This is a genomic window from Anaerolineae bacterium, assembly GCA_035529315.1.
Taxonomy (GTDB): Bacteria; Desulfobacterota; Desulfobacteria; order Desulfobacterales; family ETH-SRB1; genus Desulfaltia.
Genome location: DATKWZ010000040.1, coordinates 15,541 through 36,085, shown reverse-complemented (window position 1 = coordinate 36,085; position 20,545 = coordinate 15,541). Strand labels below are relative to the sequence as shown.

Below are 20,545 nucleotides of genomic sequence, written 5' to 3'. Positions count from 1 at the left end.
CTGGGTCCATTTTCCATCCCAGAGCAATTTGGTGAATTCTTGATAAGGCACGATATGAATACCTTCGTCGGTCTTCCTCATCCTTTTTTCAAGACAAACGATGATCTGCCACTTTACCTCAGGGAAATCTTTTTTGAAATTGACAAGTCCCCTGATATCCCCGGAGGTGATTTTTGACTTGCCCTTTGCTTCAATAGCGACGGTACCTGGCCCCAGGATAAAATCGACTTCGATGCCGCTGGAAAGTCGCCAGTATGAAAGTTCATAGAACAATTCGCTGTATTTTGCGTGAACCGACAGTTCATGAAACAGCCAGTTTTCAAAAGCTTTGCCAAACAGTTCCGATCCGGGCTTGATGACTCCACGCCTTGCCAGATGGTTGACCACGCCCAGATCCCGAAAATAGAATTTCGGCGCCTGAATCGTGCGGCGCTTGGGCCGCAATGTGAAGGCCGGCAGGAAGGTGCCCATCAAGGTATCGACCAGGATGCCATAATGGTCCCGGACCGTGGAAACTGAGATCCCCGTTTCTCGTGCAATGTTGGACATGTTCAGCATTTCCGTGTCCCCGATGGCTGCCACCCTGAGAAAGTCGGAAAATATTGGCAGGCGACGCGTCAGGCCCTCTTCCAGAATTTCTTCCCGCAAGTAATCATCCACATAGGCACGAAGCGCCAGAGCAGGGTTTTCAGCCCCATAATGATCTGGAAGCGGGCCGGTGTTGACGAAATGCTCAATGGAAAAATCAGCGCCAAGTTCTTGTGCTACCAGGCCGAAGAGTTCATAGCGAATCGCACGGCCGCCCAATAAATTTGCATGCCCTCGTCTAACTTTTCTCGCACTGGAGCCGCACAATGCAAAAACACGTTGCCACTCCTGAATCATGTAATGGATTTCATCCAGAAGTACAGGGGCCTTCTGGATTTCGTCAATCACAATCAGTCGTTCATGTGAAAGCGCTGCCACCTCTTCCCGCAAGAGCGACGGCTCCTTTGCGTATCGCATGAGTTCATCGGTTTTGAGGAGATCAATTCGCATTGCATCCGGGTAGCATGTCTTTAACAACGTTGTTTTACCGGTCTGGCGCGCCCCCCAGAGGAAAAAACTCTGCTTTGGTTTTTCAGGTAATCGAAGATTTCTTTTGTACATTTTTCGACCTTCCAATAAAAAACATGTATATTGATGGTTGACATGCAAAATGACACGATTATTTAATGGTGTCAAGAAAAAAGGTAAGAATAGGAAAACGGAGACAGGGGAAAATAGGAGTAGGAAAAACGGAGGACGGAAGTCAGAGGGGGAAGAGGGAAGAGCGGGAAGAGGGGACATAAGAAGATAAGAAGATAAGAAGATAAGAAGGTGAGAGGATTAGAGGGCAGGAAAAGATAGAAGTCAGAGAGGGAAGAGGGGACATAAGAAGATAAGAAGATAAGAAGGTGAGAGGATTAAAGGGCAGGAAAAGATAGAAGTCAGAGGTCGGAGGTCGGAAGTCAGAGGGCAGAGGATTAAAGACCAGGATGGCTTCCTTCGGGATGGATGGCTTCGCTGGATGAATAGAATGATTCGCGTTGCGAATGGGATGAATTCCTTAATGAAAACTGGTCAGGATTGGAATTCTGATTATAAAACTTCATAAATATTCTATGACAGAGTTTTTATAGAAGGCTGACCTTAAGCTTCTATCCGTTTCTTGATGAGCCTGTAAACTTCTTTTCTGTGAATTATACCGAAGATAAAAATACTGTTACTGGAAACTTTGAAAACAACACGGTAATCTCCGACTCTCAATTTCCAGTATCCTTTGAGGGTTCTTCGCAACGGCTTTCCATAGGCTTCAGGTTGCGTGGCAAGCCGATCTTCGATGGCTCTCTTGATCGTACCTCTGTTTTTAGCATCAATTTTAGGCAGGTCAGATCTTTTAACGTCCGGATGGTATCTGAACCTTAAGACCATACATCATCATGGCTTAGCGCCTTAGAGTCATTCCATGACTTTTCCCTTTTTTCAGCAAATGCAGAAAGGGCGATATCCTCTTGAATCTCCAGGGCCTCTTTGAGCAAATCCCTGACTTTGGCTGATAATGAGACATTATCCTTTTTTGCCAGAAGTCGGACATCCTGGTAAAGCAAATTGTTCAGGACTACATTTATACGTGGATTTTGAGTCGGCATAGTCTTTTCCTCCAGATAAAATTAAATTTAAGTGTAACAGTGGTGACACGCCATGTCAAATTAAAAACGGGCTGTTACTGATCAGGCGTTAACAAAAGACTATAAGAGACCTTTGCATAACGTCCCCTTTTGCCCGATTACTGCGTCAAGCTCAAATTTCAATCCTCGAAATATTCAATATATTCCTCCGGTTGAAATTTTCGCCTTCCTTGTACTCGAACAAAATTGAACATTTTTCAAAGGTCTCTATAAATCAGACAGGATTTACCCTCCAGAGGCGGGCAGGCATGATATCCAGGATATTGGTAAGCTTTTAATAAAGCGCACTAAGCATTCTTAACGGATTGAATATAAAGGCTTTTTCAAAAAGCTTTTGACTATCGAGATATCACCCTAATTGTTGAAAAATGAATATTTTAATAACAGGTGCTAATGGCTTTATTGGGAGCGCGCTCTGCGGTCGATTAGCTTCCGGCAACAAAGTAATTGGGGTGGATATTACAGGCCCCTCAGATGGGGCGTTTAATATTGCATGGGAGCAGGCTGATCTGATTGATCAGGATTCTGTGTCCGTGATTTGCGAAAAATATTCCCCGGATGTTGTCATTCACTGTGCCGGTATTGCGCACCAGAAGATCGGGATGGTAGATTCTGCTACTTATATGCGGGTTAATAGTGCAGTGACGGAGAATCTTGCGAAGGCTGCCGCTAAAAGTAATCCTGGCGTGTGTTTCATCTTTTTTTCTTCGGTGTCGGTGTATGGGGAGGGGGAACAAAGGTCAGGGGTCAGTGGTCGGGGGTCAGGGAAGGGACAGTGGGCAGGGGTCAGAGGTCAGGGGACAGGAAAGACGGATAAGGGAGACAGGAAACAGGAAACAGGAAACGGAAGGACGGAGGATGGGGATTGTTGGCCTTCGAGTGATTATGCTGTGAGCAAGTTGGATGCTGAGAGGCGGCTTGTTGCTTTGTTTGATGGCGGTAAACTTCATAATTTGGTTATTTTGCGTTTGGCGCCGGTGTATGATCGCGGATGGAGTTTAAATCTCGACCGTAGGGTCTTTGCACCGAAAAAACTTGCTTATCTTAGGTTTGGTTCAGGTTCGCAGAGAATGTCAGCATTGGCGAGGCCGAATCTGGTTGAGTTTATTGCCCACATATTACAATCCGCAGATTATCTCACGCAAAGGCGCAAAGGGGCAAAAGGGGAAAGAATATCTACAATAGATGAGATAGGTCTGGATTCCGGCTTTCGCCGGAATGACGAGAATGAGGACCGGAATGACGAGAATGAGGACTGGAATAACAAGAAAGAGGGCAGGAATGACAAAAAGCAGAACCTGCAGATATTCAACGTCTGTGATGCAGAGCCTTATGAATTTAACAGGATTATTGGGGTCTTTAAAAAATCCGGTATTCAGCCGAACAGACCTGTGATTTCAGTCCCGCTTTCATTTGTCTGGTTTGCGACACGGATTGCGGGTATTTTCTTTTCCAGTAAAAGGGAGTGGATTCATTCCTGTTATGACAAACTGGCGTGTGATCTGGTTTTCGATAATGGGAAGATGATGGGGACGGGGTTTAGGCCAATTAATAGTCTTGAAAACATATTTTTATCTTAGATACTGATCCATGATGAAACGAATTTTTGATTTTATAATGGCTTTTGAGGCGCTTATTTTGTTGAGTGCGCCAATGTTGATCATTGCCGTTCTTGTGAAAGTGACATCAAAAGGACCGGTGCTTTATTGGTCTGATCGGGTGGGGCGGTATAATAAAATTTTCAGGATGCCCAAGTTTCGGACCATGCGCGTTGATACTCCGGCTGTTGCAACCCATCTCATGAAAAATCCTGATCTTTACCTTACACCGATCGGGTCTTTTCTGCGCAAGTTCAGCCTGGATGAATTGCCGCAGCTTTACAGTGTTTTAAAGGGAGACATAAGTTTTGTGGGGCCACGTCCGGCTCTGTATAATCAGGATGATCTGATCGAGCTTAGAACAGGGAAGGGGGTACATAAACTTATTCCTGGGATCACCGGCTGGGCGCAGGTAAACGGCAGGGATGAATTGCCGATTCCGGTGAAGGTTGAGTTTGATGATTATTACCTGAAAAACAGGTCTTTTATTTTTGACATGAAAATATTGTGGATGACAGTTGTAAAAGTTGTGAGGAGGGAAGGGGTTACGCACTGACGAAAAGCAATTTTGAATTTTAAGTTTTGAATTGACGGAGATGATGTTTCACGCAAAGGCGTTAAAGGATAAAGACAGAAGTCAGGAGGCGGGAGAAACTGAAAACAGAAGGAACGGAGGACTGGAAAAGGCAGTGGTCGGAGATCGGAAGTCAGCTGGCGGTGTACCTTATTGAGATTCCCTGTTAAGAATATCGTGAGTTCCGATTGCTCGAAAAATCAAACCGTTTTCAAGAAATTCGAAGGTAAAGCGATATTTAATGGTAATTGATCCCTCCCACCGATTCTTTGTTCCCTGGATTCGCTTAACTCTGAGCGAGGGGTGTGACGTTTGTTTCAAAAATAGAGATAGTTTTTCATCAAAGGCTTTTTGAATTTTTTTGGGCAACTTATTATATTCTTTTTTGAATTGCCTGCTGAACTGATAGGCTGTTACTTTTTCAACCATTTCAATCCTTCTTCCGCAGACTCGAATTCGGCGGAAAGCTGATCTTTTTCGATTTCCTCATCAACATCGGCTTCCATTTTTTGCCATTCTTTTGTCCAATACCATCCCTGCGAAGGGTCAATAAGTTTTCTGGGCTTCAAGACAATCTGACTTTTTTCAACATCCACTTCAAGATAGTCACCTTTTTCAATCCCGAGAGTAATCATAATCTTCTTGGGTATACGAATTTGCCCCTGAGGGCTTATTTTCATTATTGTTGACGTTGACATGGTTCCTCCTTTAAACAATAAATTACAAACAATTTCCAATGACCGAAATTCGAAAATCCAAACAATGTATCGCCCTGAAAAGTTTTGGTTATTGAATATTGTAATTTGAAGTTTATTTAAAATTTGGTGCAAGGCAAAGCCATCTATCTCTGACCTGGCCCAAAGGATCAGGTTTTTCAGGACAAAATAAACAATTAAACTTTTAAACTATTTTAGATGTTATTTTCTTTTCAGTCAAGCGAAATCCGGAACCGATACATGGAGGTTCGGGGGACATCCACAGATTTCGCAGACCTGTACGCCCCTGGAGGATTTACGCAGATTTTTTTATTTAGCCACAGAACCACACGGACTGACACAGACCAATGTTATTTCGTCAATCCACGAGAGCCGCGTCCAGCCACGCTTTGTTAGCGGCTAAAGGCTCACTTGCTCCTCGCAATAATCAAAATTGACCAAAAGGAGGCGTTTTCCAACGGTCTCACATTCTTAGAATACTGTCCTATTTGTAGAAAATGAAGATGAATAATTTCCTTGACCAAATGTATATATAGGGAATATAAAATGTTTTATGGATGAGTTCGATATTATTTCCAGCTGTTATTTCCCCAATCTCAGCTTTATTATGAAAACTTTGATCTTAAATTAGTAACTTACTCTCACTAAACAAAGCATAAGCGCTAAGCTGCCTTTTCTGGATTTGTTACAATAAAGAAACCTGATCCAAATGACCAGGTTTTTCAGAATAAAATAAACCAGGAGAGAAAACAGTATGACAAGTATCAAGATCAAAGGAATGTCCTGCAACCACTGTGTGATGGCCGTGACCAAAGCCCTGGAAGGTATCGGCTCAGTCAAGAATATCAAGGTAGATCTCAAAAAAGGAGAGGCTATGTTTGATGAAATTGGCACAGTCGACATGGATACAATCCGAAAAAAAATAAAAAGTTCCGGATATGAAGTCGAATCGTAAAGCCACGCTCAGTATTCATGGCATGACGTGCGCTTCATGCGTCCGCCGGGTTGAACAAGGGCTAAGAAGTCTTGAAGGCGTGCAAAACGCTTCCGTAAACTTTGCCACGGAAAAGGCAACGGTTGAATATGATACGTCTATTCTTAACCCCGATGTTATAACGGAGAAAATCAGAGACCTTGGCTACGATGTGGTCGGCGAAACCCTTGAGGACCCTGTAGAGGCGGCCGGCCAAAGAGAGTTGAAGGAGCTTAAGCTCAAGTTAGGTGTCGGCGTAGTTCTCAGCGTACTTATCTTTATGGGCTCCATGCAGCACTGGTTTCCCTTTCTGAAGGCCATACCCAGGCAGATCATGTTAATAGCCCTTTTTGTCCTGACTACCCCTGTGGTATTCTGGGTGGGGAGCAGGTTTTACAGGGGGGCTCTCAAGGCGGCAAAGCAAAAAACCACGGATATGAACACCCTGGTTGCCGTGGGCGCCCTGTCAGCTTATCTTTATTCTACCCTGACCACATTTCGACCTCAATTTTTTGAAAGCGCGGGCATTATGCCTCATGTCTATTTTGATGCCGCGGCCATGATTATCACCCTTATTCTTTTGGGACGTTTTTTGGAAGCCGGGACAAAGGCAAAGACCTCGATGGCTATCAAGAGGTTGATGGGGCTCAAGCCAAAGACCGCGCGTGTAATAAGAGATGGCGAGGAGTCTGATATCCTGATTGAGGACGTAATAAAAGGGGATTTGGTTCTCGTCAGGCCAGGTGAAAAAATTCCCACGGACGGCGTGATTGCCTCAGGCGCCTCTTCAATAGATGAGTCAATGCTTACCGGCGAAAGCATGCCGGTTTCAAAAGAGCAGGGCAGTGAAGTATTTGCCGCTACATTGAACAAAAGCGGCAGTTTTACCTTCACGGCAACCAAGGTAGGGGCCGAGACAGCGCTGGCACAGATCATAAGGCTGGTAGAAGAGGCCCAGGGCTCAAAGGCTCCTATCCAGCGAGTGGCAGACAGGGTGGCATCAATATTTGTACCCGTAGTATTCTGCATTGCAGCGCTTACCTTCCTAATATGGTATTTCATTGTACCTGAGCCGATATTCAGTCGAGCCCTGTTAAACTTTGTGTCTGTTCTTATCATTGCCTGTCCATGCGCCCTGGGTCTGGCAACGCCGACTGCGGTTATGGTAGGGACTGGATTGGGGGCTGAAAACGGAATCTTGATCAAAGGGGGGGAAAGCCTGGAAAAGGCGCACAAATTGACAATTGTTGTGTTTGACAAGACCGGAACATTGACCAGAGGAGAACCTGAGGTCACGGACATCGTCCCGGCAGAGGGGGTTGTTTTAAAAGATGTCCTTGAGATTGCCGCTTCTATTGAAGCTGTTTCAGAACATCCCCTGGCACAGGCCATTATCGAAAAAGCTCGACAGGAACATGTCGCATTTGCTCCTGTCGACAATTTTGAAGCGCTTTCCGGCTTCGGGGCCAGAGGGGTCGTCAACGGCAGGGATGTATTTGTAGGAAATCAGCGGCTTATGGAAAAGGAGGGGATCGAATTCCACGGGCTTGACCAGAGAGCAAAAACGCTTGCAAATGAGGGCAAAACATCTGTTTTTGTGGCTGGTTATGGGCGTGTTATGGGCGTAATAGCCCTTTCGGATCTGCCTCAGGAATCGGCCCGGGGAACAATTGACATGCTGAAAGACATGGGTCTCAAGGTCGCGATGATCACCGGAGATAACGAGAAGACAGCGGAAGCCGTTGGAAATGCCGTAGGGATCGATCATATTATGGCCAATGTCCTTCCCGGTGATAAGGCAGGCGAGATACGTCGTCTGCAAAATGAGGGTCATGTGGTAGCAATGGTAGGAGATGGAATTAATGATGCTCCTGCGTTAACCACAGCCGATATCGGAATCGCTATCGGGGCGGGGACTGATGTGGCTTTGGAAGCGAGTGATATTACCCTCATCACGAGCGACCTGCGCTCCGTTCCCAATGCGATTAAGCTCTCCTTTCAAACAATGAGGGTGATCAAACAGAATCTTTTTTGGGCATTTTTTTACAACAGCCTCGGAATTCCGGTTGCAGCAGGGGTGCTATATCCGTTTTTGGGGATACTCTTGAATCCTGTATTTGCAGCAGCCGCAATGGCCATGAGTTCAGTTTCCGTAGTCAGCAATTCGTTGCGGTTGCGGAATTTCCAGGTCAGGTAACTTCTTTTTATTTAATCTCCAAGGAGGTAAAGACCATGAAAAGAACAACAACTTATTTTTTAACAGCTTTTGCCATCTTTGCAGTGATGTTAACTCCCCGCGTCCTGGCAGCCACATCGCCGCCCCCAACCGGCGGCGTGCTGCCGGAAATAACCCTTTCCGTGCCCGAAGTACAGGCTTATAGAAACTATCTTGGCCTTTCCAAGGGTAATTTTTTCAAAGTACCGGAGATCAAGGGCAATGTGGTCATCATAGAAGTTTTCAGCATGTACTGCCCTTTTTGTCAGCGGGAGGCGCCTAACGTAAACAGCCTGTATCGCATAATAGAAAGCAACAAGAATCTAAAAGGCAAAATCAAATTGATTGGGATCGGGGCTGGAAATTCTTCCTTTGAAATCGAGGTCTTCAGGGGGCAATATAAAATCCCGTTCCCCCTTTTTGCAGATGAGAATTTCTCCATTCATAAGAGCCTGGGCGATGTAAGAACACCATACTTTATAGGTGTGAAAATCAATGAAGACGGAACCCATAAAGTCTTTTATTCCAAACTTGGGGGCTTTGACAAGGCTGAGACGTTTTTGCAAATGATGCTTAAATTGTCCGGATTAAAATAGGAGGTGTTCCATGAGAAAGAAGAGAAATCTAATTTTGGCATTTGGGTTCACAGTAATTTTTTTCTTAAGCGCCGGTGTGTATGACTATTCCTACGGTATTTCAGATGCCTACAAGGGGAATATTTATAATCCTGGAATGCTGAAACCCACAGACAGTGTGCAAAAGGTTAGAGTAGGGGATCGAGCGCCCGACTTCACGCTCCCGTCTGTTTCAGAAGGCAGGATTTCACTCGGCGATTATTCAGGGAAAAAGAATGTAGTTCTTTCCTTTGTCCCTGCTGCATGGACACCTGTCTGTTCGGATCAGTGGCCGGGCTACAATATTGTGAAAAGCATTTTTGACGATCATGACACTATTTTGCTTGGCATTACCGTAGACAATATTCCAACCCTGTTTGCATGGACCAATCAGATGGGGGATTTATGGTTTCCTGTGCTTTCCGACTTCTGGCACCACGGGGCCGTGGCCGACAAGTATGGGGTGTTACGTTCAGACGGAGTTTCAGAGCGGTCCCTGTTTGTCATAGATAAAAAAGGCATTATTCGTTACATCGATGTTCACAATATCAACAAGAGACCCCGCTTGGAGGATCTTGTAAAGGCTCTGGAGGGGCTGGAAAAATAAGAAGAGGGGTAGAACAGGTGTGAAAAGACAGTAAGGAGAAAGAATGGAGCCTGAGACATTTCACAAACTTAGTTATGGAATGTATGTTGTAAGTTCAAAAAAAGGTAAAAGGTTTAATGGGCAGATTGCCAATACGGTTTTTCAAATAACGTCAAAACCTCCCATGGTCGCTGTAAGCATAAATAAGCATAATTTGACCCACGACTTTATTCTTGAAAGCAAACTGTTCTCGGTTTCGATACTTTCCGTGGAAACCCCTATGAAATTTATCGGCCATTTTGGATTCAAGTCCGGCCGGGAGATCGACAAGTTTGAAAGCGTGGCTTACAAGATCGGAGCCACCGGTACGCCCATAGTCCTGGAGAACTCCATCGGATACTTAGAAGCAGAAATTATCAATTCTCTTGATATGATAACGCATGTTGTGTTTATGGGGAAGGTGGTTGACGCTCAAATTCTTAAAGATGGAGAACCCATGACCTATGCCTATTATCGCGAAATAAAAGGCGGAAAGGCGCCAAAGGCAGCTCCAACATACATTGGGTAGTCGGGTCCTCAAACGCAAGGTTTTAGACCTTCTCGGTCATGACGATTTTGAGCGGGCATTGGATGAATTGTGTCGTTTGCCGGGTCGTCAAGTGGTTAATCCACTTTTTTCTTTTCTTTGCCATACCGATCAGAAAATAAAATGGCGTGCTGTCACGGCCATGGGCGTAATTGTTGCGAATCTGGCAGAAAAGGATATGGAGTCCGGCCGTGTTGTAATGCGCCGGCTCATGTGGATGCTCAACGACGAGTCAGGCGGCATCGGCTGGGGTGCTCCTGAAGCCATGGCTGAAATCATGGCCTGTCATGAGGGCCTTGCCAAAGAATACGTCCACATACTTATTTCCTATATGCGGGAGGAGGCCGGCTTTCTCGAGTATGAACTATTGCAGCGTGGTGTGATCTGGGGTGCAGGGAGATTGGCGCAGGCGAGATCAGCTCTAATGCTGGCAAAAGATGCCGGAATCTACCTTGGGCCGTATCTTGAATCCAAGGATGCTACGGTAAGAGGGCTGGCTGTATGGGTGATGGGGTTGCTTGGAGCCGACATATCCCGTGCAAAGCTTGAAGGCTTTTTGAGTGATAACGCCGAAGTTGAAATCTATCTGAATCGCAAGCTGGTTGTTTGCCGTGTGAGCGACCTGGCCAAGGTCTCATGTCGCTAATAATAAATAAAGAAATACTTGATGAGCTATACGCGCGGTATAACCGGCGTGAGTTTGTCCACCCTGACCCGCTTGAGTTCCTATACAATTATAAGGATGTTCGTGACCGGGAGATAGTGGGGCTTGTCGCCTCTTCGCTTGCTTACGGCAGGGTTGCTCAGATACTGAAAAGCGTTTCCTCTGTTTTTGAACACATGCCGTTTCCATCGAGATTTTTGAGGCATGCTTCACGTGAATCGCTCCTCAAGATATTTGAAGGTTTTAAACACAGGTTTACCACCGGAGAGGATCTCGCTATAATGCTCTTCGGAATCAAGCGCGTTATCGAGCGATACGGTTCTCTTCACGCGTGTTTTGCAACTTATCTGACCGATGATCACGATACGATTCTTCCGGCGCTTTCAGGCTTTGTGAAGGAATTGACTGTCGAGTCTGACGGGAGGCGCAACAGCCTCCTGCCTTCACCGGCAATGGGAAGCGCGTGCAAGAGACTGAATCTTTTCCTCCGTTGGATGGTAAGGCAAGACGAGGTGGATCCTGGAGGATGGGACAATATTCCGGCTTCCATGCTGATAATTCCTCTTGATACCCATATGCATAGAATTTGCCGCTCGCTCAAATTAACAGAGCGAAAGCAGGCAGACATGCGCGCCGCTACGGAGATAACAGCCGCGTTCAGAACGATTGTCTCTGAGGATCCTGTCAAGTATGATTTCGCTCTCACACGGCTGGGGATTCGGAAGGACACGGACCTGGACGCATTTTTGAAACAATGGAAGAGGAAAGAGGGAATAGGAAAGAGGATAGAGGAAAATGTTTTTATTTAAGAAAATAGTTGCGCCGTTATTGTTTCCATTATCGATTATTCTTGAAATTCTGATACTTGGGATTTTTCTGCTCTGGTTTACCCGCAGGCAAAAGGCCGGGAAAGTCCTTGTTTTTATCGGCGCTCTTTTACTTGGCCTGTTAAGCTACAGCAGCATGTCTGATATCTGTTTGAAGCCGCTGGAATATAAATACCCTCCTGTTATGGATTTACATCAATTTTCTGATGTTAAATGGATAGTTGTTTTAGGTGGCGGCCATAATTCAGACCCAAAGTTACCTGTAACCGGCCAAATAGGGGATTCCTCTCTTTCCCGCTTGCTGGAAGGTGTTAGAATTCACAAGAAACTTCCGGAAAGCAGGTTAATATTATCAGGTAGCGGGGTGTATGATCCAGTATCTAATGCCTCGGTAATGGCGGGCGTAGCTAAGGTTATGGGGATAGGGGCCGATAAGCTCATTCTGGAGGAGCTTTCAAAAGACACTAAAGATCAGGCACGGTTAATTCACAAAATAGTTGGGGATGAAAGATTCATATTAGTAACATCCGCTTCGCATATGCCACGCTCAATGGCTCTTTTCCGAAAACCGGGCATGAAGCCGATACCTGCTCCAACAGATTACATGGTTAAAGAAAGCCGGGGAATCAGCCCGAATATTTTCTTTCCAAATGCGGACAGTCTTCGCAAGATGGAGAGGGTGTTTTATGAATATCTGGGCCTGGGGTGGGCATGGCTTAGAGGGCAGATAAATTAGGGGATTAGGGATTAGGGATTAGAGGATTAAGGATAATTTTGAATGTTGAATTTTGAATGTTGAGTTGAAGGAATTGTGGGATTAAGGATAATTTTGAATTTTTAATGTTGAATGGGAAGAGAAAAAATAAATTTCTTTGTGTTTTTCGGGACTTTGCGGTAAATAAAAAAATATGAAAATCAGACTGCTTTATAAAAATTTTCTTGTTATTCTAATAATAGATATTCTTCTATTGATCGGCTCTTTCTATGCCGCCCACCTTGTGCGATTTGATTTTGTTATTGATGCTAAAACATTACAGGCATTCAAGAAGATATTACCCCTTATATTGATAGCCAAGTTTGTCTGTTTTTATTTTTTTGACCTGTATCGCGGCATGTGGCGCTATACAAGCATTGCTGATCTGATAAATATCATCAAGGCAGCAACCATAGCCTCTCTCCTTATTATTAGTATTATTCTTTTTAAAACCAGGTTTGAAGGCTTTGCCCGTTCGGTTTTTGTTATTGACTGGTGTTTTACGATTCTTTTTATTTCCGCATTCAGACTGAGCGTCCGCTTGTATTTTGAGCATTTCGGCAACGATAAATTCTGGAACGTTATAAAACAGATTCTTTCGAGCCCCTTTATAAAAAAAGTGTCGAGCAGAAAGAGGCTGCTTATTATCGGCGCCGGCGACTGCGCGGAAAAAATATTCAGAGAATTAAGGGATAATGCGCGGCTTAAATATAATGTGGTTGGATTCCTTGACGATAATCCGGTAAAGATTGGGAAAAAAATCCACGGTATTCCGGTGCTTGGTTGCATAAAAGATATCAAGGCGGTTGCAAAGCAGGCAAGGGTTGATGAAACCCTTATAGCAATTTCGTCAGCCACCTCAAGGCAGATGCGAACCATTGTGGCCCATTGCAAGGAAAGTGGCATTGCGTTTAAGACCGTACCCGGCATGGGAGAGCTGATTGATGGAAGGGTGACAATAAACGCGATTCGAGAGGTGGCTTACAGAGATCTGCTGGGACGGGAAGCAATCTTGCTGGACGAGGAACAGATAGGCGCTCACATCAATGGGCAGTGCGTTATGGTAACCGGAGCGGGCGGTTCCATCGGTTCTGAACTCTGCAGGCAGATCTGCAGGTTTCGACCAAAACTGGTTATGCTTTATGAGATAGCCGAAAGCCCTTTGTGTGAAATTGAGCTGGAGCTTAAACAGAGTTTCAGTAATGTAATAGTCGTGCCTTTACTGGCGGATATTCAGGATAAACATGAGCTTGAAAAAGCAATTGAAGCTTACAAGCCTCAGATGATTTTTCATGCTGCCGCATACAAACATGTACCTATGCTTGAATTGCAACCCTGGAAGGCAGTGGAGAACAATATCGCGGGCAGCGCAAATCTGATAAATGCCGCAAAAAAGTTTAATGTTAAACGGTTTGTTTTTGTGTCAACCGATAAAGCAGTGAGGCCGACAAATGTCATGGGGGCTTCAAAGCGGGTGGCTGAAATGCTGACGCAGAGTTGTAATGGATTGAGTACGTCCGCGACAGAATTTATTATTGTTCGATTCGGCAATGTTGTTGGAAGTGTCGGCAGCGTGGTGCCTCTTTTCAAAAAGCAGATAGAAAAGGGAGGCCCTGTTACAGTTACGCATCCTGATGTTACCCGCTATTTTATGACTATTCCTGAAGCAAGCCAGCTTATTTTGCAGGCCGGCGCCATGGGCAAGGGAGGAGAAATATTGCTGCTGGACATGGGTGTGCCGATTAAGATTGACGATATGGCAAGAGATCTGATCCGTCTTTCCGGATTTGAGCCTGATGAGGATATCATGATTAATTATATCGGGCTCAGGCCTGGAGAAAAACTTTATGAGGAATTGATTACCAAAGGAGAGGGCATTGTACCGACAAAGCATAAAAAGATTATGATTCTTAAGGGAGATGAGTGTAATCTGACGATTTTAAATAATAAAATAAAGGAATTGATTAATCTTGCCAAAGATCAGGACGAGAAAGGCATAAAGACAAAATTGCAGGAGGTTGTGCCGGAGTATACCCCGCAGTTTTAAAGGGGGTTTAGGGGAAGTTATAAGCCATGATCACGGGTTATTGCCGTGATCATGGCTTTTTGTTTTTAAAAGCTATAAATTAACACGCCAAAGGTGTATAATAATTTTAGGTACTTTTTTGTGGTGCGCCTGGCAGGATTCGGACCTGCGACCTACGGATTAGAAGTCCGTTGCTCTATCCATCTGAGCTACAGGCGCGCAAAAGAGCTTTTTTGACAGGATTAACAAGATGTTCAGGATTTAAAAAATTAATTATTAACAAATATTTAATTTTGTGTCTATAAAAAACATAAAGCCTGCTCTTATTTTCATTGACATATTTTGTTTGAATTGAGATTTTTATTAATTTAATCCTCGAACCCTTTGCATCAACTAAAATGAATATTGATATAAAAAAAGAAAATAAAGAGAAAAGCCCGGGCAACTCTCTTGTCAAGTTTGATCCTCTTCAGCGATATTTGTCTGAGATAGGCAAATACAAGCTGTTAACCAGGGATCAGGAAAGAGAGCTTGGAATAAGGGTTCAGGAGCATGATGATTCGGAAGCGGCTTATAATTTAGTGACTTCAAACCTCAGGCTTGTTGTAAAGATAGCTCTGGAGTTTCAGCGTGTATGGATGCAGAATCTTTTAGATCTGATCCAGGAAGGAAATATAGGGCTTATGCAGGCTGTAAGAAAATTTGATCCTTACAAGAATGTTAAGTTCTCATATTATGCCTCTTTCTGGATAAAGGCATATATTCTCAAATTTATCATGGATAACTGGCGTCTTGTTAAAATCGGCACCACGCAAGGGCAGCGAAAACTTTTTTTTAAGCTGAAAAAGGAAAAACAAAAACTGATTGAAGAGGGTTTTGATCCAAAACCAAAGCTGCTTTCAGAAAGACTGGGTGTATCTGAGCGGGAAATCGTGGATATGGACCAGAGGCTTGATGGCTGGGATATATCTCTGGATGCCCCTTTAAAGGATGATACAGATACTGAAAGAATAGAGATTCTGAAGATGCCGTCCAGATCTGTGGAAGAAGAGATGGCAAAAAAGGAGATAGAATCGCTTCTTCATAATAAAATTGTGAAATTCAGAGAAAAATTGACAAAAAGAGAGCTTGAAATATTTGAGTTGCGCATTTTTTCAGATTCACCTGTTACTCTGCAGGAAATCGGTGACCGTTACGGCATATCAAGGGAACGTGTTCGCCAGGTTGAAAAGAATGTAATAAAGAAAATAAAGGAATATTTTAAGCAGGAACTACCTGACCTTAAATCTTATATTGATTAAGAAATTGGGGAATTTAGGGATTTAGGGATTGCTCACGCAAAGGCGCTAAGGCGCAAAAGGGGAAATTTGCAACGAGTAATGTGTAAAAGATGAACATCGATTATAAAATTAATTTCTTCGTGTTCTTCGTGGTGAAATATATATGGAAAGAGGATAAATGAGAGCTTATTTTTTAAAACCGATCCTTTGCATTATGGCTGTCCTGCTATCTTCAGGCTGCGCTTTGCATATTAAGACGGTAGAGCCGGTTGCAAAAAAACCGCCCGATACATATAAATCTGATGGATCCTATTATTACTATGTAGAGTCACAGTTGCAAATAAGAATGGGCAATCCGGATAAAGCTGTTTTATATCTCATAAAAGCAATAGAAAGGGATCCGGATTCTTTATATTTGCGAAGAGATCTCGCCAATCTTTATTTTATTCGGAAAGAAAGGGGAAAAGCATTAAGCGTCATAGAAGAGGCGCTGAAAAAAGATCCTGAAAACATTGCAACCCTTATTATGTACGGAAGGATAAAGCAGGATTTAAAACATATTTATGATGCGGAAAAAGCCTATAAAAAGGTTATTGCTGCTGATCCAAAAGAAAAAAACACCTATTTATTGCTTGGCAGTCTTTATATTGAAGAGGGCAACCTGACTGAAGCTTTGCGGGTATATGAGCGCCTGATTGAGAATTTTCCCGGTTCATATACGGGCCATTTTTTTATGGGAAAGATTTATGCAGAGCAGGGAGATTTGTTAAATGCTGAAAAAGAATTCAAAAAAACATTAGAGCTCAGACCCGAACTTGAAGAACCGCAATTGGAATTGATAAACCTGTATAAAAAGACAGGAAAGGATGAAAATATTATTCAGGTATTCGAGGATATTCTGGAGAGAAATCCAAAAAATATATGGGCTGCCATTGAGCTTGGCTATTATTATTACAAAAACGGGATGCAAGAGGAATCTGAAAACTTATTAAAGGAGCTTGGCGCAAAGAGTTTATCTGATACGGATATTATAGTTAAGGTTATTCAGATATATCTGAATAAAAAGAAATATGACGAGGCATTGATTGTTTTAAATGGCATGTTAAAAGGCGCTTCTGACAGCTCGGATATAAATTATGTTATGGGCGCAGTCTGTGACGGCAAGAAAGATAATACGGCAGCCATCATGCATTTTAAAAAGGTGATGCCTGATTCAAGGTTTTATCGGGAGGCTGTTATTAATATCGCCTTTTTATACCAGAACCAGGGAAAGATTAAGGACGCTATAATTTATTTAAATGATATTATTAAAAATAATCCTGACGATTCTGAGCTTATGCTCTATCTCGGCACATTTTATGAGGAAACCAAAGAATATGAAAATGCGGAAAAAACGCTTAAACAGGCTCTTGAAATCGATTTAGACAACAGCAATCTCCATTTTCGCCTGGGAATTGTTTATGACAAGTGGGGCAGAAAAGATGATTCAATAAAAGAGATGAAGGCCGTGATAAGTCTTGACCCGAAAAATGCCAATGCATTGAACTATCTTGGTTATACTTATGCTGATTTGGGAAAAAATCTTGATGAGGCCGAACGTCTAATCAAGGAGGCATTAAAATACAAGCCTGACGACGGCTACATTATAGACAGCCTTGGATGGGTATATTTTAAAAAAGGGGATTTCAAAAAGGCAATAAAATATCTGGAAAAGGCGGTCGGTCTGGTTCCTGACGATCCTGCCATACTGGAGCACTTAGGAGATGCCCACATAAAAACAGACAACAGGGCAAATGCTCTTAAATTTTACAAGCGGTCTCTTTTAAACAAGAAAGATGATAAAACCGAACTTGAAAAGAAGATACAGGAGTTAAATCAGGAGGCTGGGGGTATCAGGGATTAGAGATTTTATTATTAATCACCACGAAGAACACGAAAGTTTTTTTTATTCCAGTTCACTTCGTGCTCTTCGTGGTAAAAACATTGCAGCGTATGCCTCGGAGATAAGGCGCCTGATAAAAATGAAATATGCGATTATTCTTTTTGCCGCTGGTTTTTTTCTTTCCGCATGCAGCGGCATTTCAGGGATGAAATCATCGGTTCCCGAAGATTTACATGAAGCCTCAAATCTGCTTTTATCCCTGAAAAGTAAAAACAATGAGCTAAAAACATTCAAGGGCACAGGAAAGGTCACTTTTTGGGGAAAAGGTAAAAAAGGGCTTATCTCCAATATCGCATTGGTCGGATCAGAGCCTGATAAAATCAGGTTTGTGATGCGCAGCCTTTCCGGGCAACCGGTTGCCAGTCTTGCATGCGATGGCACGTGGCTCTATTTTCTATCGTATATTGATGATCAGCGTTTTTATAAAAAACCTTCCCAAAATTCCACCCTGAAAAAATTCATTTCAATCCCGATCAGATCCCGCGACATTGTTTCAATTTTAGCCGGCCGGATTCCGGTTGCTGAACATGATTCTGCAATGATTAAAAAAAACAGATCCAGGGATGGATATCTCCTTGTTTTAAAAAAGGATTGGGAGAATGTTGTTGAGAAGATATACCTTGATGAAACCAAGACAACTGTGCGAAAAATCGAGATGTTTGATCTAAACGGCTTATTGTTGTACCAGGCAGAGTTTATCGGCATGCAAAATATTAACAGCTATCTTGTCCCATCCCGGCTTTTTTTTTCAGGCGCAAATGGAGACGGGTTTCAGCTTAATATCAACAGATACTGGGCAGATGCTTCAATTTCGCCGTCAGTATTTGTTTTGACTCCAGCTCCGTGATGTAAATTTGAATTTTACCACAGAGCACACGGAGATCACAGAGATATAAATGAATAAAAAAAACTATCACGAAAGCACGAAAAATTGAAAACACGAAAAAATATTGGTAATTAACTCAAGTAATGTTCTGTAATTTCTTTGTATTTAAACCTGTCTGCGTTCATCTGTGTGAATCTGTGGCTGAATAGTTTTAAATGATTATTTCGTGTTTTCGTACTTTCGTGATTAATTTACAAAATGCAAAATTTGAATAATACGCCGAATATTATAAAGGATGCCCTGAATAAGCGTGAAACCGAAACCTTGTCACACGTGGCAACGCTTAGTTCGCGGGGCTTGCGACGTTTGCAGGAAGATCGTCTGAAGGGCGGATATCGCCAGGCCTTTTCTGTTGATGTTGATCGCATTCTTCATTCTCTCGCATATACACGATATATCGACAAAACTCAGGTCTTTTATCTTATTAAAAATGATCATATTACACACAGGGTACTCCATGTTCAGCTTGTATCAAAAATTGCCAGGACTATCGGACGTTTTTTGGGATTAAACGAGGATCTTATTGAGGCAATAGCCCTTGGTCATGATATAGGCCACCCGCCTTTTGGACATGATGGCGAAAGGTTTTTGTCCGAACTTTGCAGGGCAGGCAATAGCGGATATTTCGTGCACAGCGTTCAGAGCATTCAGTTTTTAGACAGGGTCGAGCGCAAGGGAAAAGGATGGAATTTGTGTCTTCAAACCCTTGACGGAATACTGTGTCATGACGGCGAAATACATGATCAAACACTTGAACCTGAAAGGAATAAGACCTTTAATAAACTGGATAAAGAGACAGCCCTGAAAAAAGCTGACCCTGGGATCCAATTCAGGCCGATGACCATGGAGGGATGTGTTGTACGGATGGCGGATACAATAAGTTATATTGGGCGTGATATTGAGGATGCCATACGGCTGAATATAATTAAAAGGGCTGACATTCCGGATAAAAGCGTAAAACTGCTCGGGGATACAAACGGTACAATCGTGTATAATCTTGTAACCGATATTATTAAAAACAGCTTTGAGAAGAGCTATATCGCCTTTAGCGGGGAAATTTCAGGTGCGTTGCAAGGGTTAAAAGATTTCAATCTCGAACATATCTATTTCAACCCAAAGATTAAGAAGCATTCACGTGTTATAAAAAGCCTTTTTGAAATTCTTTTTGAAAGGTATTTAAAGGATATTGAAAAAGAAAATCGCTGTTCGGTGATATTTACACGTTTTTTAAAGGATATGTCTGAAGAATATATGAACAATCATTGCAAAGAAGAGATTGTCAGGGATTTTATTTCCGGTATGACAGATCAGTATTTTTTAAGACAGTCGCCGCAGGGAGAAGGATTAGGGAATTAATGTACAAAGAACGCTCTTATCGAAATCTTGTGGCACGGAACAATCTGGTTTCCTTTCGGGTAGCTGTAAAGGAGACAGATCTGTTTGTGCACGCCGCAAAAAATCTTGAGGATGTTACAAGGGAGCTGGTACTTAAGCATAGAGGGTATATTGAAGCATATATACATGAAAACCAGGAATTTGCAAAGACCCTCGATCCTTACCATATAAACGGTCCCGCTCCGATCATAATAAAAGACATGGCAACTGCCGGCGAAAAAACAGGCGTAGGCCCGATGGCTGCTGTTGCGGGCGCAATTGCCGAGCATGTAGGCAAAGATCTTTTATCATATACGGATGAGGTGGTTGTGGAAAACGGCGGGGATATTTTTATAAAAACCGATTCCCTTGTTACAGCCGGTATTTTTGCCGGACGATCGCCTTTCAGTATGCATGTTGGATTGCGTGTTGATCCAACAGGAAAACCTGTTTCAATTTGCACATCATCCGGCACAATCGGTCATTCATTAAGCCTGGGAAAGGCTGATGCGGTTTGCGTTATATCGGAGTCCGGTTCCCTGGCTGATGCGGCTGCGACATCGATCGGCAACCATGTAGCATCAAAGACAGATATCCAGAAAGCAATAGAGTTTGGGAAAAATATCAAGGGGGTTACAGGGCTTGTCATTATTATGGGCGACAGAATCGGCTTATACGGAAAGGTTGAGATAGTGCCGCTAAAAACAAAAAAAGGTTGAG

20 protein-coding genes and 1 tRNA gene are annotated in these 20,545 nt (G+C 43.2%); 16 read left to right on the top strand and 5 right to left on the bottom strand.

All coding sequences use genetic code 11. The annotated features are described in order from the left end of the window. From VMW78_07915 to VMW78_07905, 3 genes are all read right to left on the bottom strand, one after another. Positions 1-1,149 (bottom strand): AAA family ATPase (locus VMW78_07915; protein HUV50927.1); only part of this gene is annotated, 1,149 nt, incomplete at its 3' end. A 522-nt stretch (positions 1,150-1,671) separates the two neighbouring features. Further along, complete coding sequence (locus VMW78_07910; protein HUV50926.1) at positions 1,672-1,953, bottom strand: type II toxin-antitoxin system RelE/ParE family toxin; 282 nt, start codon at positions 1,951-1,953, stop codon at positions 1,672-1,674. Beyond that, complete coding sequence (locus VMW78_07905; protein HUV50925.1) at positions 1,944-2,171, bottom strand: toxin-antitoxin system, antitoxin component; 228 nt, start codon at positions 2,169-2,171, stop codon at positions 1,944-1,946. Before VMW78_07905 ends, VMW78_07910 begins: the two co-directional genes overlap by 10 nt. 407 nt (positions 2,172-2,578) lie before the next feature. Here VMW78_07905 and VMW78_07900 point away from each other — a divergent pair, with 407 nt between their 5' ends. Together VMW78_07900 and VMW78_07895 are read left to right on the top strand one after the other, a co-directional pair. Next, positions 2,579-3,790 (top strand): NAD-dependent epimerase/dehydratase family protein, encoded by a 1,212-nt coding sequence (locus VMW78_07900; protein ID HUV50924.1) that lies wholly within the window; start codon positions 2,579-2,581, stop codon positions 3,788-3,790. 13 nt (positions 3,791-3,803) lie between these two features. After that, the gene (locus VMW78_07895; protein HUV50923.1) at positions 3,804-4,364 is read left to right on the top strand and encodes a sugar transferase; all 561 of its coding nucleotides are present in this window, start codon (positions 3,804-3,806) and stop codon (positions 4,362-4,364) included. 431 nt (positions 4,365-4,795) lie between these two features. Here VMW78_07895 and VMW78_07890 read toward each other — a convergent pair whose 3' ends face one another. After that, on the bottom strand, positions 4,796-5,080 hold the full coding sequence (locus VMW78_07890; GenBank protein ID HUV50922.1) for an AbrB/MazE/SpoVT family DNA-binding domain-containing protein: 285 nt from the start codon (positions 5,078-5,080) through the stop codon (positions 4,796-4,798). Between the two features lie 772 nt (positions 5,081-5,852). Between VMW78_07890 and VMW78_07885 the strand changes: the two genes are divergently transcribed. The 9 genes from VMW78_07885 to VMW78_07845 all read left to right on the top strand — a co-directional run bounded on the left by VMW78_07885 (position 5,853) and on the right by VMW78_07845 (position 14,364). Next, the gene (locus tag VMW78_07885; protein HUV50921.1) at positions 5,853-6,053 is read left to right on the top strand and encodes a cation transporter; all 201 of its coding nucleotides are present in this window, start codon (positions 5,853-5,855) and stop codon (positions 6,051-6,053) included. Next, a complete protein-coding gene (locus VMW78_07880) occupies positions 6,037-8,268 on the top strand; it encodes a heavy metal translocating P-type ATPase (GenBank protein ID HUV50920.1) in 2,232 nt (743 codons plus the stop codon). Before VMW78_07885 ends, VMW78_07880 begins: the two co-directional genes overlap by 17 nt. Positions 8,269-8,303: 35 nt before the next feature. Continuing rightward, positions 8,304-8,882 carry a TlpA disulfide reductase family protein gene (locus VMW78_07875; GenBank protein ID HUV50919.1) on the top strand — a complete coding sequence of 193 codons (579 nt, stop codon included), beginning with the start codon at positions 8,304-8,306 and terminating at the stop codon, positions 8,880-8,882. Between the two features lie 10 nt (positions 8,883-8,892). Then, positions 8,893-9,507, top strand: coding sequence for a peroxiredoxin (locus tag VMW78_07870; GenBank protein ID HUV50918.1), 615 nt, complete (start codon positions 8,893-8,895; stop codon positions 9,505-9,507). Between the two features lie 43 nt (positions 9,508-9,550). Beyond that, positions 9,551-10,054: a flavin reductase family protein gene (locus tag VMW78_07865; protein HUV50917.1), complete on the top strand. Its 504-nt coding sequence runs from the start codon at positions 9,551-9,553 to the stop codon at positions 10,052-10,054. After that, a complete protein-coding gene (locus VMW78_07860; GenBank protein ID HUV50916.1) occupies positions 10,047-10,718 on the top strand; it encodes a HEAT repeat domain-containing protein in 672 nt (223 codons plus the stop codon). The genes VMW78_07865 and VMW78_07860 overlap by 8 nt, the downstream gene beginning before the upstream one ends. Beyond that, a complete protein-coding gene (locus VMW78_07855) occupies positions 10,709-11,545 on the top strand; it encodes a TIGR02757 family protein (protein ID HUV50915.1) in 837 nt (278 codons plus the stop codon). The genes VMW78_07860 and VMW78_07855 overlap by 10 nt, the downstream gene beginning before the upstream one ends. After that, the gene (elyC, locus tag VMW78_07850) at positions 11,532-12,299 is read left to right on the top strand and encodes an envelope biogenesis factor ElyC (GenBank protein HUV50914.1); all 768 of its coding nucleotides are present in this window, start codon (positions 11,532-11,534) and stop codon (positions 12,297-12,299) included. The genes VMW78_07855 and elyC overlap by 14 nt, the downstream gene beginning before the upstream one ends. Positions 12,300-12,471: 172 nt before the next feature. Further along, positions 12,472-14,364, top strand: coding sequence for a nucleoside-diphosphate sugar epimerase/dehydratase (locus tag VMW78_07845; GenBank protein ID HUV50913.1), 1,893 nt, complete (start codon positions 12,472-12,474; stop codon positions 14,362-14,364). 121 nt (positions 14,365-14,485) lie between these two features. On the opposite strand, the gene VMW78_07840 is transcribed toward VMW78_07845, so the two are convergent. Then, positions 14,486-14,562, bottom strand: a tRNA-Arg gene (locus tag VMW78_07840). Positions 14,563-14,741: 179 nt separating this feature from the next. Between VMW78_07840 and VMW78_07835 the strand changes: the two genes are divergently transcribed. The 5 genes from VMW78_07835 (at position 14,742) to VMW78_07815 (ending at position 20,544) form a co-directional block, all read left to right on the top strand. Next, the gene (locus tag VMW78_07835) at positions 14,742-15,644 is read left to right on the top strand and encodes an RNA polymerase factor sigma-32 (protein HUV50912.1); all 903 of its coding nucleotides are present in this window, start codon (positions 14,742-14,744) and stop codon (positions 15,642-15,644) included. 157 nt (positions 15,645-15,801) lie between these two features. Next, positions 15,802-17,526, top strand: a complete 1,725-nt coding sequence (locus VMW78_07830; protein ID HUV50911.1) for a tetratricopeptide repeat protein — start codon at positions 15,802-15,804, stop codon at positions 17,524-17,526. 118 nt (positions 17,527-17,644) lie between these two features. Further along, on the top strand, positions 17,645-18,412 hold the full coding sequence (locus tag VMW78_07825; protein HUV50910.1) for a DUF4292 domain-containing protein: 768 nt from the start codon (positions 17,645-17,647) through the stop codon (positions 18,410-18,412). Positions 18,413-18,649: 237 nt separating this feature from the next. Continuing rightward, entirely contained in the window at positions 18,650-19,807 is a 1,158-nt protein-coding gene (locus VMW78_07820; GenBank protein HUV50909.1) for an HD domain-containing protein, read from the top strand. Beyond that, complete coding sequence (locus VMW78_07815) at positions 19,807-20,544, top strand: UPF0280 family protein (GenBank protein ID HUV50908.1); 738 nt, start codon at positions 19,807-19,809, stop codon at positions 20,542-20,544. The genes VMW78_07820 and VMW78_07815 overlap by 1 nt, the downstream gene beginning before the upstream one ends. Position 20,545 lies beyond the last annotated feature (1 nt).

Bases quoted from the DNA above. Each gene is read 5' to 3' on its own strand.
- VMW78_07910 (HUV50926.1), bottom strand. From the start codon at position 1,953: ATGGTCTTAAGGTTCAGATACCATCCGGACGTTAAAAGATCTGACCTG.
- VMW78_07905 (HUV50925.1), bottom strand. From the start codon at position 2,171: ATGCCGACTCAAAATCCACGTATAAATGTAGTCCTGAACAATTTGCTT.
- VMW78_07900 (HUV50924.1), top strand. From the start codon at position 2,579: ATGAATATTTTAATAACAGGTGCTAATGGCTTTATTGGGAGCGCGCTC.
- VMW78_07895 (HUV50923.1), top strand. From the start codon at position 3,804: ATGAAACGAATTTTTGATTTTATAATGGCTTTTGAGGCGCTTATTTTG.
- VMW78_07890 (HUV50922.1), bottom strand. From the start codon at position 5,080: ATGTCAACGTCAACAATAATGAAAATAAGCCCTCAGGGGCAAATTCGT.
- VMW78_07885 (HUV50921.1), top strand. From the start codon at position 5,853: ATGACAAGTATCAAGATCAAAGGAATGTCCTGCAACCACTGTGTGATG.
- VMW78_07880 (HUV50920.1), top strand. From the start codon at position 6,037: ATGAAGTCGAATCGTAAAGCCACGCTCAGTATTCATGGCATGACGTGC.
- VMW78_07875 (HUV50919.1), top strand. From the start codon at position 8,304: ATGAAAAGAACAACAACTTATTTTTTAACAGCTTTTGCCATCTTTGCA.
- VMW78_07870 (HUV50918.1), top strand. From the start codon at position 8,893: ATGAGAAAGAAGAGAAATCTAATTTTGGCATTTGGGTTCACAGTAATT.
- VMW78_07865 (HUV50917.1), top strand. From the start codon at position 9,551: ATGGAGCCTGAGACATTTCACAAACTTAGTTATGGAATGTATGTTGTA.
- VMW78_07855 (HUV50915.1), top strand. From the start codon at position 10,709: ATGTCGCTAATAATAAATAAAGAAATACTTGATGAGCTATACGCGCGG.
- elyC (HUV50914.1), top strand. From the start codon at position 11,532: ATGTTTTTATTTAAGAAAATAGTTGCGCCGTTATTGTTTCCATTATCG.
- VMW78_07845 (HUV50913.1), top strand. From the start codon at position 12,472: ATGAAAATCAGACTGCTTTATAAAAATTTTCTTGTTATTCTAATAATA.
- VMW78_07835 (HUV50912.1), top strand. From the start codon at position 14,742: ATGAATATTGATATAAAAAAAGAAAATAAAGAGAAAAGCCCGGGCAAC.
- VMW78_07830 (HUV50911.1), top strand. From the start codon at position 15,802: ATGAGAGCTTATTTTTTAAAACCGATCCTTTGCATTATGGCTGTCCTG.
- VMW78_07825 (HUV50910.1), top strand. From the start codon at position 17,645: ATGAAATATGCGATTATTCTTTTTGCCGCTGGTTTTTTTCTTTCCGCA.
- VMW78_07820 (HUV50909.1), top strand. From the start codon at position 18,650: ATGCAAAATTTGAATAATACGCCGAATATTATAAAGGATGCCCTGAAT.
- VMW78_07815 (HUV50908.1), top strand. From the start codon at position 19,807: ATGTACAAAGAACGCTCTTATCGAAATCTTGTGGCACGGAACAATCTG.